This window comes from Paenibacillus terricola, from assembly GCF_014779765.1.
GTDB classification, from domain to species: domain Bacteria; phylum Bacillota; class Bacilli; order Paenibacillales; family Paenibacillaceae; genus Paenibacillus_T; species Paenibacillus_T terricola.
The window spans coordinates 377442-391334 of record NZ_JACXZA010000006.1 but is presented as its reverse complement, the minus strand read 5'-3'; the positions used below and the strand labels follow the sequence as shown (position 1 = coordinate 391334).

The window sequence follows — 13893 nt, the reverse complement described above, 5'->3', positions numbered from 1 at the left end:
AACAAGTGGTTTTAAAGGATGAGGCGAAGCCTTCATCCTTTTTTTTTGTATGGATTATACATTTTTTAATAAGGACTATTGACTGGACACCATTTGGTGTCTTATAATCAATTAGACACCAAATGGTGTCCGATAAGAAAGCAATTATTTCACTAATATGACAATCCGAAACTTGGAGGAGGAACAAACGAATGCGTACGATTAACGTTACTGGAAACACCGTAAGATCAGGGGCACAGTCACGCATACAAACGATTACCTATTGGACCGTCACTTTACTGCTCGCAGTATCGATTACGATGAGCGGCATTGGTCAACTGATGCGATATGGGGGCAATGTCGAGTTAGTAACGGATATCGGTTTCCCGTTATACATCACGAACATTCTCGGGACTTGGAAATTGCTTGGCGTCCTAGCGATCATTGCACCTGGCTTTCCGCGGCTCAAGGAATGGGCTCACGCTGGTATCTTCTTTCTAATGACTGGCGCGGCTTTCTCCCATGCACTCGCTGACGATTATGGTGATTACGGGTTCAATATGATCCTGCCGTTGTTCTATGCCGTTCTGAATATTGCCTCGTGGGCGCTGCGCCCGAACAATCGTAAACTTTAAACTAAGAGGAGAGATAAACAATGTCCTATATCGTTGATTTCAAGAATGTGTCCACAGTCGGTTTGGAAACTTCGCCAGTAACAGAAGCGCTTGCCGGTCTGCGCGCTAATGAAGCCCGTTATTTTATGAACAAATACAAACATGAATTTACGGTTGTACCGGCGAGCGAGAGCCAAGAGACGCTGGAGTACGTGAACCGGGTGTTGAAAGAAGAACGTAATATTGAGTTTGCGGCCAAACCTTTGGAAACGTCACTTTTTCAAGTAGAGAATATTAGATGGGCCTTCATCTTCTATGAGGATGGGCTTGGAATCAACGTCTTGTACACGGTCGATGATTCGAAGAAGCGTGCGGTCGGCTTTAAGCTTTCCGAGGGAATGGAAGTTCCAGCGGAGTTGGGGAAATTCAAATTTGCTAGACAGAAGTCTAAGCTTGCCGGAACGATTCGGGGTTCGTTCTTCGTCATTAAAGGAGAATATGAGGTAGGTTAAAAATACGGCCTCTCTGGAAGTAGGGCTGCTAATTATATATGGAATAATCGACGGGGCACTTTACTTTAAGTGCCTCGTTTTGATTAGGGTGCTTAACGTTTTTAACTGTTACAATATATAATAATTGGAAAAAGGATTATTCTTTGGCCTGTGCGATAAAATTCAGTGCAACGGTATCCATTGACCAAGGAAGAAAGAGTACAAACCGAAGAAAGATTGTCGGAACTCACCAGTAATAATGTGACAATTGATGATGAATTTATAAGTTCCATTTCCGATGGGGTTCTATGTAAACCGATTGAGGTAGACCTTAGAGATAAGGATGATGATGGGGTAGAGGAGATATGGATTACAAGCCATATTGAATCAGTAGGGGCAAGAACTCCTATACAGATCTATACGAATGCGGTATTTGAATTTGAGTTAATAGACAATGGGATTCAATTGTAAGATGTTACGTTTCAGAATACAAATAACTAGGCAAATAAGAGAAACTATTGGAATCAACGTTCCAAACGATAGGGAGAAGCTCATGCGAAGCGATTGCAAATTAATCTTGGTTGAAGGGCTGTGCGGTACGGGGAAATCGACGTTGGCTGAACGATTGCAGCGCCACCTCGTAGAGCAAGGCATACTGTCTCAATTTTATGATGAAGGTGCCAAGGAGCATCCCGCGAGCTTGAATTGGCATGCTTTCTATCGTGAAGAGGAGTATGACGATCTGCTCCATCGATATCCGAATATAGCGGAAGTAATCCGTTCGCGAGCTATTCATGATGGCGGCCATTTTTTGATTCCTTACCGTGATTTGGAGGGGAACAGCGAGTTGAATGCGCTCTACGCAGAGTTAAGGTCTCGTGAGCTTTGTTGGACTCAATCGCCTAGCGCCTCCATGGAGGAGTTCACCTTTTCAATTCAACGGCAATGGGCACGTTTCGCTGAGCTTGCCAGCACCTCGGAGACGGTGTATGTGTTTGAAGCGGTGTTCTTGCAGCATCAGATTCATGATCTGCTCAGACATTATGAAGCGACGGATGGCGAGATCGAGCAGCATATTCAAGGAATTGTCGAACAGATTGCTGCAATGAATCCGATGTTAATCTATTTGACTCAGCCAAGCGTGCGAGAGCAGCAGGTTTGGATTTCCTCAATCCGTTCCAAGCCCAGTTTTGCAACGGAGGATAATATTCGTTTTATGGAAAACCGCAAGCGGATCGAATTGGACTTGCTTGATCGGTTGCCTTGTCCAACGTATGTAATTGACAATGCGAATCGAGACTGGGAACAGGTTTTTCGTGCAATGGTAGGGGTAATTGAAACGCTTGAGCAGAAGAAGACCGATCGGGTTGCAAAGGTGCGAGAGTTTCTGGAGAAAGTCCTTCATACAACTGGGGACTCGGTGACAAATCAAGATAGGATGGCTTATCTATCTAGCGTTTCAAACTATGCTTCTAAGCTTGCTATGACAAGGGGACAAAATCCAGAAATCGCTGCGATCGCAGCATTAATGCACAATTATTATTGGATTAAAACCGGAATGACTAGTTTCCCAGGTCCCAATAGCGCAGATGCTGCCCGTCCAGTATTAAGACAAACCCAACTATTCAGTAACGAAGAGTTGTCTGTCATTCTTCGAGCTATCTTTTATCAAGATGACAGGCATCTTGTTCATGGGCCTTATGAGGAAATTATCAAGGATGCTATCGTATTGCAGAGGCACAGTCAGAAACCGGGCAATGCGGAAACGGAGAGCTGCATCGTCCACAAGGGAACGGAACACCAGAATGATGAAGATCGACGTCTTAAACTGGCTGATTATGCAGAGAAGCTTGCAGGGCAGCATATTGTGGGTGTTCCTGAGGACGAGCGTTACCGAGCGATCTGCAAGTATTGGCCGGACTCGGATGATATCCATAAAGTATTAGAGGGCAAATGGTGTGCGGCATTCGTGTACTACTGCTGTATGCAGGTTGGCATTGAACTGCCCATTCGGTATCCGAACAGGGAATACCGATTAGCTGGCGTTGGCGCTTGGCTTGATTGGGCTCGATTACCCGAAACAGGCTTCTTCTACCTTGATGGGCAGGCTGGATTCACACCGGAACGTGGTGATCTTGTCATTTACGATAAGCTGCTATCTGATGATTCTCACGATCATATCGGTGTCGTATTAGCCTGTGTTGATGATAAGCTTCTGGTGGCAGAAGGTAACAAAGATAATTTCAATTACTCTAGTCTTCTATACAGGGATAGAGCTCATTGTATTCTCGGATATATCCGCATAGCAGACAGCTATCGTTATCAATTCAGCGGGGAGTATCAACCGATTCCGGGAATTGTGGTTTGAAATTGCACCTGCGGCGGGCGAAAGCGCCGCCGCCAGTACCGACAGGTGAAAGGAAAAGCCGCATCTCGGATTGAACGAGATGGGTAAAAGCCGGACTTCCACATAGGATGTTCGGCTTTTTACCCTTGCACCAATCACCGCTCATAAAATACTGCGTCGAACGGAAACTCCAGCTCTTTCATTCGATATTCCTTAGGCGTCATGTTCATGTACGTTCGGAATACTTTGCCGAAATAGCTGGGACTGTCGAAGCCGCACTGCTGCCCGATCTCGTGCACGGACAATTAGTTGTTCGAAGCAAGCTAAGGGCGGCTTCTACCCTTCGATTCCGCAGGTAGGCGAGGGGAGAGGTATGCTCTGACTTCTGGAACAATCGGCAAAAATAATGCTTGTTAACCCCACATTGGTCCGCGATCATATCTAATGTTAGCGGCTCAGCATAATGCTCAATCATGAATCGTTTAGCCTTCGCTGAGCAGATTGCCTTGGTATAGGAAACGCTAAGCTGGTAAATCCGAACAATTGTTCTTCATTATATTGGTATATTCTAGTATAATAGGAAGGACAATTGAATCTTGGGTGGGCATGGTTTCCCTTCGAAAGGAGGTGAGGCCATGAAAGTAGAAGCAGCGTTGACGATTATGTTCTTATTTGGATCGTTTATCCTTGCACTACTCACATACATCTCGAATAACTACAAGAAGAAATAAGAACCCACCCCAAGGTTGAGCGCCGAAGGTGGGTTCTTACTCGTCTAGTGACACTAGAAGGGAATAATCCCATCCAAGCCAATTGTTAAGCCGAGTGTTAGCCGCACTCGGCTTCTTTACATGTATGATAACATAATTGGAAATAGAAGTGAACTATCTAATAACCTAAGAGGATGCTTGTTCATATTTGCTCCATGGTTGTACAACAACAAAATAGATATCGTGATGATCGGTAATATGCCATTTGGAACGACCAATAAGCTCATAAATGAGGTTAGCGAGATGAAATTTTCATTCGAGGTTGGGGTTAATGAGAGACATATCGTTGATTTTAGTTTCAACCAATTTTGGGGCAATTTGAGTATTCGTGCTGATGGGGAGCAAGTGATTAGTGACTTTAGGATGTTTTCGTTAAGTTTGACCAAATCATATGAATTTACAGTAGGTAAAGATGAGATACATCATGTTAAGATTGATAAGATACGGAAACTCGTTTTTGCCGGTTTAAGAAAAACAAAATATAAAGTGTTTATTGATGGGGTTTTAACAAGTGAATTTGAAGGAAGATAGTAAAAATCCCACCCAAAGAAGTTGTTGATTTTCTGATAACCAATCAGGGAGTATGATCCCTTGCCGTACAGCATATTCATGCATCAAGTCTTCAGCCCGCGGTCCGTTACCAGAAACCACAATTTGATCTATAACATGCAAGTCCATAAATTAAAGTCAGGGGGGATCTTCAATGGAACTTCAAGAAATCAATCAACAATTAGAAGAAACCAGAGTCGAACTGCTCGGAATTCTTGATGGATTAAGTGGGGATCAAATAAACAAACGGAAAGACTTTGAAAGTTGGAGTATCAGTCAGGTATGTCAGCACCTCTCTATAACAGAAGAGTTATATGTCATAGCCATAAGGAGGGGATTAAAGGGCACAGAAGATTCATTTGCAGCTAATAAACCAGTGAAGGTTCTACTCGATAGAAGCAGGAAGTTAGAAGCTCCTGAAATTGCAAAACCAACTAATGAGTTAGTAGAATATCAAGCGCTTATAGATAAACTAAACGATTCGAGACAGAAGTTACATGAACTTCTAAATACAATAGTCGACCCTTCAGTGCTGAGTAGAAGACATTATACACACCCCGTCTTTAAAGAGATGTTATTAATTGAATGGCTTGAATCCCTCTACTTACATGAGCAAAGACATATTAAGCAAATCATAGAGATTATAGATGAACTTAAGCAGGACTGAAAAAAGCTGTTGGAGCTATAGGCACACCGTAGACAGTGGCTACTACGATGCAGCGCATAAGCCGTAACACGCATCAACAAAGGGAGCCCGAAGGCTCCCTTTCCCGTTTAATAAGCGCCGCGAATATGTTCGTGGATCTGCTCGTCATAAAACTTCCGCAGCCGATCTTGTTCTTCCGCGCTGAACGGCTTCGCGTCTAGCACGCCGAGGTTGTCCTCGACCTGGCGAACGTTCTTGAAGCCTGGGATTACGCAGGTGATTTCCTTGAAATCCAGCAGCCAGCGGAGAGCGGCGCGCGTCATATTGCCGCGGCCTTCCGCGATCCAGCCAAGCTGGGAAGCAAGCTCAACGCCTTTGGCGAATGGAAGTCCCGCGAATGTCTCGCCCACGTTAAATGCAGCACCATCGCGGTTGAAGTTCCGGTGATCTTCCGATTCGAATGTCGAATCTGTCGTAAACTTGCCCGTCAACAGGCCGCTTGCGAGCGGCAGTCGAACGAGCAGCCCGACATTGCGCTCCGCCGCACGTGGAAGGAGTTCCGCGATTGGCTTCTGCCGGAAGATGTTGAAAATGATCTGCAATGCGTCCACACCGGACTGCTCCAGACAGAACAATCCTTCCTCGACTGTTTCTACACTGACGCCGTAGGCGCGGATTTTGCCTTCCTGCTTCAGCTTGTCCAGCACCTCGAAGACAGCGCCCTGCTTCAAAATCTCAAAAGGCGCGCAGTGTACCTGATACATATCAATCGTATCGCGCTCCAGCCGTTTCAAGCTGTCTTCGCACCACTGACGGACGCGCTGCTCCGAATAGGTTTCCGGGGCGAAGATATCCCCTTGGCGGCAAAACTTCGTCGCGATGTGAATTTGGTCTTCCTTGCCTTTGGTGGCGCGGGCAAGCAGCCGCTCGCTTCGGCCATCGCCATAAACGTCGGCTGTATCGAAAAAGTTAACGCCTTCATCCATCGCTTTGTCCAACGCTCGAAGCGATTCGGCTTCATTCGTCTGTCCCCATGAGCCCCCGATCGCCCATGTGCCAAAGCTGACTTCACTGACCTGCAGGCCCGTTCTGCCGAGCGGACGTTTGTTCATATGCGTTTCCTCCTATTGAGCAATCATTCTCCAACCCTTACATTGTAGCAAACGTAGGTTAGGGAGCGCCATGCATGAATTGGTAACGCTTAATCTGGAACAAATCAAGCAGATTGAGCGTTGGTATATTTATGAAGGGGGAGTATGTGGATGAAGATTATTATTTCATTGTTAATCACTTTATTGCTGCTTACGGGATGTAATCAATCGACAGTCGTTAATTCTGAGAATTCAATAACGGAGTCTACCCATAATCCGACAGCACAGGAAATGATCGCTCAAGATCCGAATGCAGACATTTTTCAATACAAAGGTGTTATTTACAACAATGCAAGCAACATTGGATGGGTACAACAAGAAGAATTAACAGCTGGAGAGAAGGTTGGAATGATTACACAACAATATAAAGATGGTCCGAAATTTGAAGACGAAATGGCGACGAAACTTCCTGTAGGAGTAGAAATTTTTGAGCCGATTAAGAAAAGCGGGCCAGTATTAATCGTAAAACTAAATGGCAAAGAAGTTAGATACTTGGGTTTAATCGAGGGTTGAGTCTTTGCCGTGGAGTTCGTTAACGGAGAAGTACACAAAAGCCGGTAACCTTAAACAGGTGACCGGCGTATCTCTATTACCGTTTTGGCATTTTGCTCTCATCCATGTACAGCAGGTTCCAGCGGTAACCATCCAAGTCGGCAAAGCCTGCGCCGTACATCCAGCCGTCCGTTTCGCTCGGCTTGCCGAAGATGCTTCCTCCGGCTAACTCTACTTTGCGAATAAAGGCGTCTACTTCTTCTCTGCTGTCGGCGCCAATGGAGAAAATGACTTCTGTGCTGCGGGAAGTATCTGCGATCTTGGAACCTGTGAATTTCTCGAATGCCGCATCCGGGAACAGCAGAATCGTTGTTTGACCTATCGTAAGCTTGGCTCTTTCGCTGCCAACGTTCGCCGCTTGGAATCCAATCGCATTGAAGAAGGAAGTCGACTTCTCAACATCTGTGACTGGCAGGTTAATCCAGATATCCTGTGCCATGGCTTTAGCCTCCTGGAACATATTTTCAACTACTCCTACTATACGATACTTCTCACAGCAGAAGCGAATCTTATAGACATTCCTAAGGAATAAGCTTCTCGCCCTTCTCCAGCATCTCCACGAACTGCACGATCTTCTTCTTGCGCGTTTCTTCTTTCTTCACATTATGAATGCGGAATAGGATCGCAAATTTGTTCTGTTTATTCAGCGTCTCGTAAAATGCTTTCGCCTTCGCATTCTGCTCCAATGCGGCCGCTAGATCCTCAGGCATCGTGGCATTGCTTTGCGACGCATAAGCTTTATCCCACAGCCCGTTCTGCTTGGCCTTCTCGATTGCCTCGAGGCCAGGCGGCTTCATTCTGCCATCCGCGATAAGCAGCTCGACCTTGTCCACGTTTACCTTCGACCAGATGCTCTTCGGCCCGCGCGGCGTAAATCGCTGAAGATACGATCCTTCATCCAGTGATTCTTTCTGGCTATCAATCCAGCCGTAGCATAATGCAACATCAAGTGCTTCAGCATAGGACGCAGAGGAAATACCCGAATTTTTCTTCGCAATCTGCATCCGAACACCCGGCGACTTATCGTGGTTTTCCGCAAGCCACTCTTCAAACACCTGTTGGTTCTCGAACAATACGATTGGCAATTCGCTCGCCTTTGCTTTCATCTTATTATCCCTCCTTATTATTTAACGAACCCCACTTCGTTTCTCATTCCGATAAGCCATCGGTGTCGCACCATACTGCTCGGCGAAGATGCGGTAGAAGAAGCCGAGGCTGCTATAGCCGACCGACTCCGCAATATCCTCGATCGCACGATTGGTATTAGCGAGCAATCCCGCTGCTTGGATAAGACGCTGCGTCTTGACCAGCTCGATGAACGTTTTGCCGGTCCGTTTCTTCAGCAGATTCCCGAGATAGTTGGCGTTAAAATTGAACGCCCGAGACAACGAAGTCAGCGTGCAATCCCGATAGTTACGCTCAATATAGTCCAGCACTTGAATGAGATCTGCCCGAGCCTCCGCATGGTCTCCAGCACTATTAGTACGTACCGTATACACACGCATCAACTCGGTGAAGATCAACATGATGTAGTTGTAGATCATTTCCTTCGAATAAGCTCGATCCCCGAATGCTTCGCACATGAGGCTCCTCATGAACCAATGCAGTTCTCCATGGTCCCCGCATTCAAACACAATATAGCGGTTATGATTCGTATTCTCGGTAATCGCATTGGCGAGAAAATCCGAGACGATCCCCTGTGAGCTGAATCGGCTCAAGAACGAAGAGGTGAACGTCTCTTTCTTCATAATGATGTTGATTAAGATATCGTTATCGCCCATGGCCACTATGCCATGTACCACATCCGAATCGAGCAGGCACACTTGACCTTCCCGCAGCACGACCTCCTCGCCATTAATCGTCTGCCTGCATGTTCCCGAGTAGATATAATTCAGCTCGATAAAATCATGATAGTGGAGCGGCATCGGCGCGAAACGATTATGTTTGCGGATATGGATCGGCCCGTCTGTGAAGAAGGGCGAGTCCGGCATGCGGAAGGGACCTTCCTCATGTCGGCGCGGGGCGGATGCAATATCGTTGACATTGTGTTTCAGCATAAGCTGCTTCGCTTCGGTCTCATTCATCGCTCTCAGATAGCGATCGAGCTCGCTGTGATTCATCGTAATGCTCCTCTGCACATCATCTGTAAATCGGAGAATGATACCCGTAAATACAGAATTGTTACGTCTTGTAGAAAGCGTCACAATAAGGATATCGCAATTCCGGCAGCTCATGCAAATGAAGAATGGCCAATAGAGGAAACACAGAGAGGATGAGCAGATGATGAAGCTTTGGATGAATCGATTGCTTACGACAGAACAGCGGGTGAAGGAGCTGCTTGCAGCGATGACGCTCGATGACAAGCTCGCCTTAATGAATGGCGGGACGCCAGACGAGAAGCTGGGTATCCCAACATTAAAGCTGAACGATGGACCAGGCGGCGTTACAGGTCCGCACGAGCAGGTTGGCACGCAGCTTCCGGCGCCAATCGCACTGGGTGCTTCATTCAATAGAGAAGCTGCCCACCTATATGGGGAGGTCATTGGCAAGGACGCACAGGAGAGGGGAACCTCGCTGCTGCTCGGGCCAACCGTCAATATGGCCCGAACGCCGCTGAACGGTCGGACCTTCGAAGGTTATGGCGAAGATCCGCTGCTGTCGGCAGCGACGGGAACGGCGGTCATACAAGGGATCCAGGAGCAAGGCGTGATGGCATGTGTGAAGCATTACGCAGCGAATAATCAGGAGATCGACCGACTCTCTCAGAACAGCATCATCGATGAACGGACGCTGAGAGAAATTTACCTGCCAGCTTTCGAGGCCGCTGTAAGAGAGGGCGATGTCGCCTCCATCATGTCGTCCTACAATCGAATTAATGGGACATACGGCTCCGAGAATGCTTCTTTGCTGCGTCAGGTGCTGAAAGACAATTGGCAGTTCGACGGCTTCGTCGTCTCGGACTTTCTAGCGACACAAAGCACAGTTCCGTCTATCTGCGCCGGTCTCGACTATGAACTGACGATTCCGCACAAACGGTTCTACGGCGAGCCGCTGAAGCAAGCTGTCGAAGATGGCCAAGTGCCGATGGTGATGATTGATGACAGTGCCGGGCGGATTCTTCGCCAAATGCTCAGCTTCGGTCTCTTCGACCGGGAGCAGCATGAGGCATTAGCATCAGTATCTACTCCAGCATCAACTGGTCGAGACCAACTCGACACCGTCTACACCAAGCATGATGAAGAATCGCTGCATCTTGCAGAGGAAACCATCGTCTTGTTGCAAAATAACAACAATATTCTGCCTCTATCACCAGTAGGCGGTTCAATCGCCGTCATCGGACAAGCTGCCGAGAACCTCATTGCATCCGGCGGCGGCAGCGCCCATGTCCCGAACGCTAGCGGCGTCACGCCGCTGGCGGCTATTGAGCACCGCGTCAGCGGTCTGAACGCGCAAGTGAACTATGCGCCAGGAACGGCGCCAATCCCTGTCGGGCCTTCCTTCATCTATCCATCGCCGAATGCAGGGCTAACGATCCCGCCCGAAGCGTTCCCAACTGGGCTGCTCATGTCGTCCTATGCATCATCGGACTTGAGTGGGGATCCTGTCCATACGCAATCGATGCCAAACCTCCGCTTGAACTGGCAGTTCGACGGTGTACCGCATACCGCATCAGCGAAGTGGACGGGTACACTTACGCCTACAGAAAGCGAGGAATACACATTCTATCTTCCGGCCTCTGGCGGAACGCGTCTCTACCTGGACGGCGAGCTGATTATCGACAACTGGGCGTTTCAGTCCCTCTATTCAATCGGAAGGAAGAGGCTGGAATCCGGTATAAGCGTTCCCATCGAAGTGCATTATAAGGCTGTTAATGGGGAAGCCGCATCTCTGCCGTCTATCGAGTTGGAATGGTATGCAGGAACCGATGCTCAACTAATAGAAGAGGCGGTTCAGACCGCAAGTGCTGCCGACACCGCTATTGTATTCGTGAACGACTATATGACGGAGAACTTTGACAAGCCGGATATGTCCCTGCCAGGGGTACAAAATCAGCTCATTGCCGCTGTTGCAGCAGTGAATCCGAATACGATCGTCGTGCTCAACACCGGCGGACCTGTTACGATGCCTTGGCTGGATCAAGTCGCGGCAGTAGTCCAAGCTTGGTACCCCGGCCAGCGGGGCGGGGAAGCCATTGCTAAGGTATTGTTCGGCGATACGAATCCGTCTGGCCGTTTGCCAATGACTTTCCCGAAGTCGCTAGAGCAAGGACCACTTAGCAGCAAGGGGCAATACCCGGGCATCGGGCTCGATACGGTCTATTCCGAGAAGCTGCAAGTCGGCTATCGCTGGTTCACAGCTAATGAGGAACAGCCACTGTTCCCATTCGGACACGGTTTAAGCTATACCGCATTCCGTTATGATGCTGTCGAGACCGAACAAGTGACAAACGATGAACTCCCTTGCTTCAAGGTTTCATTCAACATAACCAATGTCGGCGAACGCGATGGCCAAGCGGTTCCACAGCTGTACATCAGTTACCCGAGTGCGGCCAGCGAGCCTCCGCTTCAATTGAAGAACTATGCAAAGCTTGAAATCCCAGCTGGCAGCACCATAAGAGCGGTTATGCTGCTCACGCCGCGGTCATTCAGCATATGGAATACGGTTCGCAGCAGATGGGAGGTGCCAGAAGGAGCGTTCACCGTTGCTATAGGCGAATCGTCAACTCGAATCGTCTTAGAAGCGTCAGTGGTACCATCCCGAGAACTTACTGCAGCGGTCGAGCAATGCGAGAGCATACTGCACGGCTTAGCGAACACGTCAGCACTTCGCGTATAGCATGCGTCTATCCAGATCAAAGATCATCTCCTGCAGATGGTCTTTGATTTTTCATATTCACCTTGATCCAAAAAAAACAGACATCCTACCCAAAAAAAGTGCGCCGTGATAAACCTCATGTATTCGTTTACAATGGATGAAACAACCCTATTACGGGCTTAAACGGCCATAGGAGCTTAAGTTGGATGCGTCCATTTTCCTTACTATCGCTTCTCAAGCAGGCTCGTCCCCGCAGGCTTCGTACAAGAATCCTGCTCGCTGTTGTGCTGTTGTCTGTCCCGCCGCTTCTTATTCTCGGCGCGATTTCGGTCAATATTTCGAAGGATACGATCGTTCACAACCATCTGGACAACAACGAGCATAACTTGAAGACGGCCAGCGAGGTTGCCGACCTGTTATTCCGCAATGTCATTAATATGCATCGGTTAATATTAGCGAACGATCAACTCCGCGAGGAACTCAAGGCAAGCGCACTGCCTGGCGGGCATGTACTGGATCTACGGACGGCGAATCGTCTGCAGAATTTGGTCGTGCGCAATCTGATCGATACGCGCCATATCGACTCGATTTGTTTGTTCGATCGCGGCTATCACTCGGTCTGCTACGGCAGCATAGATGCCAATGCCGGCATCTATGAGGATGAGCCCAGCCGATCGATGATCGGGCAGACGGACTGGTACAAGCGCGCCGCATCTGCGAACGGCCGAGAGGTCTTTTTCAGCTATAATGTGCTTCAATCTGGTTCATCTCGTAACCCGAGCGGCTCCTTCTCCAGCGTGAAGCTGCTTCGCGATCCGACGAATTTCCGTCCGATCGGGTTGTTGGTCATCAATCTCAAGAGCACGATATTCAAGCAGGCGATGAACGATGAAGAGGACAGCGGGTTTATTGTGCTGGATACGACAAGCAATGTGACGCGCAGCGTCTATGCGCAGAACACATCGATCTCAAGTCTGATCAATTGGGATGATAACGAAGCGGCAGTGCTTAACAATCTTCATGAGCACGGCTATCTCACGGTCGGTTATCGTAATTCCACGACGGATTGGACGTTCCTTCATATCGTCAAGGCGAAGGTGCTGCTGCAGGACTCCAACCGGATTACGACGGTTACGATGCTTATTGCCGCTTTTATCGCTTTGGTTGCAATCGTGTTGTCGCTGTTTGTATCAGGCAGTATTACAAGGCCGCTTCTTCAATTGAAGAAAATGATGGTCGACTGGTCCAAAGGCTCCGGCACCTCTACGCAGGGGACTTCGTTCGAGGAAGACGAGGTTGGCGCGATTGGCGAGACTTTCCGCAAAATCTCGTCCGAGAATAAGCTGCTGAACGAGCGGCTGATTCACTCGCAGCTGAAGGAGCGGGAGGCGGAGCTTCGAACGCTGCAGGCGCAGATTAAGCCGCATTTTCTATACAACACATTGGATTCGATCTATTGGATGGCTATTTTGCAAAATAACGCCGATATCGCGAAGATGACCGTCGCTTTATCCGAAAGCTTCAAAATCAGCCTGAACAAAGGCAAGGAAACGATTCCTGTGTTCCGAGAGCTGGAGCATATCGAGCATTATATGACGATCCAGAACCTGCGCTATAAGTCTCGGTTCCGCTATATCGTCGATGTCGATCAGGAGCTGATGAGCCTTGAAATCTTGAAGCTCATTCTTCAGCCGCTGGTAGAGAACGCGATCTACCACGGCTTGGAGCCGAAGCTTGGCGAAGGCACGATCCGACTAACGGGCAGAATGGAAGACGGCACCGCGATCTTCACCGTTGAAGATGACGGTGTCGGCATGGCGGATACAAGCGTAACGGAGAAGGGATACGGCCTAACGAATGTGAAGGACCGTATCATGCTTTATTACGGACATCGAAGCTCGCTTCTCGTAAGTAGTAGGCTGGGCAGAGGGACAACGGTCGAGATACGTTTCCGGCCGAATGAAATCAGAGAGGTTTGA

At 48.3% G+C, this 13893-nt stretch carries 16 protein-coding genes; 10 read left to right on the top strand and 6 right to left on the bottom strand.

Translation table 11 applies throughout. The features are described from left to right. Window positions 1-191: 191 nt before the first annotated feature. The 4 genes from H8B09_RS23540 to H8B09_RS30715 all read left to right on the top strand — a co-directional run bounded on the left by H8B09_RS23540 (window position 192) and on the right by H8B09_RS30715 (window position 3452). Window positions 192-614, top strand: a complete 423-nt coding sequence (locus H8B09_RS23540) for a DoxX family protein (protein ID WP_191206020.1) — start codon at window positions 192-194, stop codon at window positions 612-614. 20 nt (window positions 615-634) lie between these two features. After that, a complete protein-coding gene (locus H8B09_RS23535; protein ID WP_191206019.1) occupies window positions 635-1105 on the top strand; it encodes a DUF8821 family protein in 471 nt (156 codons plus the stop codon). Window positions 1106-1285: 180 nt separating this feature from the next. Beyond that, window positions 1286-1555, top strand: coding sequence for a hypothetical protein (locus tag H8B09_RS23530; RefSeq protein ID WP_191206018.1), 270 nt, complete (start codon window positions 1286-1288; stop codon window positions 1553-1555). Window positions 1556-1637: 82 nt separating this feature from the next. Beyond that, window positions 1638-3452, top strand: a complete 1815-nt coding sequence (locus H8B09_RS30715) for a CHAP domain-containing protein (protein ID WP_224753913.1) — start codon at window positions 1638-1640, stop codon at window positions 3450-3452. A 134-nt stretch (window positions 3453-3586) separates the two neighbouring features. Here the strand turns inward: H8B09_RS30715 and H8B09_RS30710 are convergent, their stop codons facing one another. Together H8B09_RS30710 and H8B09_RS31090 are read right to left on the bottom strand one after the other, a co-directional pair. After that, window positions 3587-3721 (bottom strand): AraC family transcriptional regulator, encoded by a 135-nt coding sequence (locus H8B09_RS30710; RefSeq protein WP_318152731.1) that lies wholly within the window; start codon window positions 3719-3721, stop codon window positions 3587-3589. Further along, window positions 3658-3870, bottom strand: a complete 213-nt coding sequence (locus H8B09_RS31090; RefSeq protein WP_318152730.1) for a helix-turn-helix domain-containing protein — start codon at window positions 3868-3870, stop codon at window positions 3658-3660. The genes H8B09_RS30710 and H8B09_RS31090 overlap by 64 nt, the downstream gene beginning before the upstream one ends. A gap of 196 nt (window positions 3871-4066) precedes the next feature. Here H8B09_RS31090 and H8B09_RS30700 point away from each other — a divergent pair, with 196 nt between their 5' ends. From H8B09_RS30700 to H8B09_RS23510, 3 genes are all read left to right on the top strand, one after another. Continuing rightward, window positions 4067-4162 (top strand): putative holin-like toxin, encoded by a 96-nt coding sequence (locus tag H8B09_RS30700; RefSeq protein WP_219993704.1) that lies wholly within the window; start codon window positions 4067-4069, stop codon window positions 4160-4162. Window positions 4163-4444: 282 nt separating this feature from the next. Then, a complete protein-coding gene (locus H8B09_RS30695; protein WP_224753911.1) occupies window positions 4445-4732 on the top strand; it encodes a hypothetical protein in 288 nt (95 codons plus the stop codon). Window positions 4733-4904: 172 nt separating this feature from the next. After that, on the top strand, window positions 4905-5417 hold the full coding sequence (locus H8B09_RS23510; protein WP_191206016.1) for a DinB family protein: 513 nt from the start codon (window positions 4905-4907) through the stop codon (window positions 5415-5417). 107 nt (window positions 5418-5524) lie between these two features. On the opposite strand, the gene H8B09_RS23505 is transcribed toward H8B09_RS23510, so the two are convergent. Continuing rightward, complete coding sequence (locus H8B09_RS23505) at window positions 5525-6508, bottom strand: aldo/keto reductase (RefSeq protein WP_191206015.1); 984 nt, start codon at window positions 6506-6508, stop codon at window positions 5525-5527. 150 nt (window positions 6509-6658) lie between these two features. Here H8B09_RS23505 and H8B09_RS23500 point away from each other — a divergent pair, with 150 nt between their 5' ends. Then, entirely contained in the window at window positions 6659-7060 is a 402-nt protein-coding gene (locus tag H8B09_RS23500) for a hypothetical protein (RefSeq protein ID WP_191206014.1), read from the top strand. A gap of 76 nt (window positions 7061-7136) precedes the next feature. Here H8B09_RS23500 and H8B09_RS23495 read toward each other — a convergent pair whose 3' ends face one another. The 3 genes from H8B09_RS23495 to H8B09_RS23485 form a co-directional block, all read right to left on the bottom strand. Continuing rightward, window positions 7137-7538, bottom strand: a complete 402-nt coding sequence (locus H8B09_RS23495; protein ID WP_191206013.1) for a VOC family protein — start codon at window positions 7536-7538, stop codon at window positions 7137-7139. An 82-nt stretch (window positions 7539-7620) separates the two neighbouring features. Continuing rightward, window positions 7621-8205 (bottom strand): YdeI/OmpD-associated family protein, encoded by a 585-nt coding sequence (locus H8B09_RS23490; protein ID WP_191206012.1) that lies wholly within the window; start codon window positions 8203-8205, stop codon window positions 7621-7623. Between the two features lie 21 nt (window positions 8206-8226). After that, a complete protein-coding gene (locus H8B09_RS23485) occupies window positions 8227-9219 on the bottom strand; it encodes an AraC family transcriptional regulator (RefSeq protein WP_191206011.1) in 993 nt (330 codons plus the stop codon). A gap of 160 nt (window positions 9220-9379) precedes the next feature. Between H8B09_RS23485 and H8B09_RS23480 the strand changes: the two genes are divergently transcribed. Both H8B09_RS23480 and H8B09_RS23475 read left to right on the top strand, forming a co-directional pair. Further along, window positions 9380-11935, top strand: coding sequence for a beta-glucosidase (locus tag H8B09_RS23480; protein ID WP_191206010.1), 2556 nt, complete (start codon window positions 9380-9382; stop codon window positions 11933-11935). 185 nt (window positions 11936-12120) lie between these two features. After that, window positions 12121-13893, top strand: coding sequence for a sensor histidine kinase (locus H8B09_RS23475; RefSeq protein ID WP_191206009.1), 1773 nt, complete (start codon window positions 12121-12123; stop codon window positions 13891-13893).

Bases quoted from the DNA above. Each gene is read 5' to 3' on its own strand.
- H8B09_RS23540 (WP_191206020.1), top strand. From the start codon at position 192: ATGCGTACGATTAACGTTACTGGAAACACCGTAAGATCAGGGGCACAG.
- H8B09_RS23535 (WP_191206019.1), top strand. From the start codon at position 635: ATGTCCTATATCGTTGATTTCAAGAATGTGTCCACAGTCGGTTTGGAA.
- H8B09_RS30715 (WP_224753913.1), top strand. From the start codon at position 1,638: ATGCGAAGCGATTGCAAATTAATCTTGGTTGAAGGGCTGTGCGGTACG.
- H8B09_RS31090 (WP_318152730.1), bottom strand. From the start codon at position 3,870: ATGATCGCGGACCAATGTGGGGTTAACAAGCATTATTTTTGCCGATTG.
- H8B09_RS30700 (WP_219993704.1), top strand. From the start codon at position 4,067: ATGAAAGTAGAAGCAGCGTTGACGATTATGTTCTTATTTGGATCGTTT.
- H8B09_RS30695 (WP_224753911.1), top strand. From the start codon at position 4,445: ATGAAATTTTCATTCGAGGTTGGGGTTAATGAGAGACATATCGTTGAT.
- H8B09_RS23510 (WP_191206016.1), top strand. From the start codon at position 4,905: ATGGAACTTCAAGAAATCAATCAACAATTAGAAGAAACCAGAGTCGAA.
- H8B09_RS23505 (WP_191206015.1), bottom strand. From the start codon at position 6,508: ATGAACAAACGTCCGCTCGGCAGAACGGGCCTGCAGGTCAGTGAAGTC.
- H8B09_RS23500 (WP_191206014.1), top strand. From the start codon at position 6,659: ATGAAGATTATTATTTCATTGTTAATCACTTTATTGCTGCTTACGGGA.
- H8B09_RS23495 (WP_191206013.1), bottom strand. From the start codon at position 7,538: ATGGCACAGGATATCTGGATTAACCTGCCAGTCACAGATGTTGAGAAG.
- H8B09_RS23490 (WP_191206012.1), bottom strand. From the start codon at position 8,205: ATGAAAGCAAAGGCGAGCGAATTGCCAATCGTATTGTTCGAGAACCAA.
- H8B09_RS23485 (WP_191206011.1), bottom strand. From the start codon at position 9,219: ATGAATCACAGCGAGCTCGATCGCTATCTGAGAGCGATGAATGAGACC.
- H8B09_RS23480 (WP_191206010.1), top strand. From the start codon at position 9,380: ATGATGAAGCTTTGGATGAATCGATTGCTTACGACAGAACAGCGGGTG.
- H8B09_RS23475 (WP_191206009.1), top strand. From the start codon at position 12,121: ATGCGTCCATTTTCCTTACTATCGCTTCTCAAGCAGGCTCGTCCCCGC.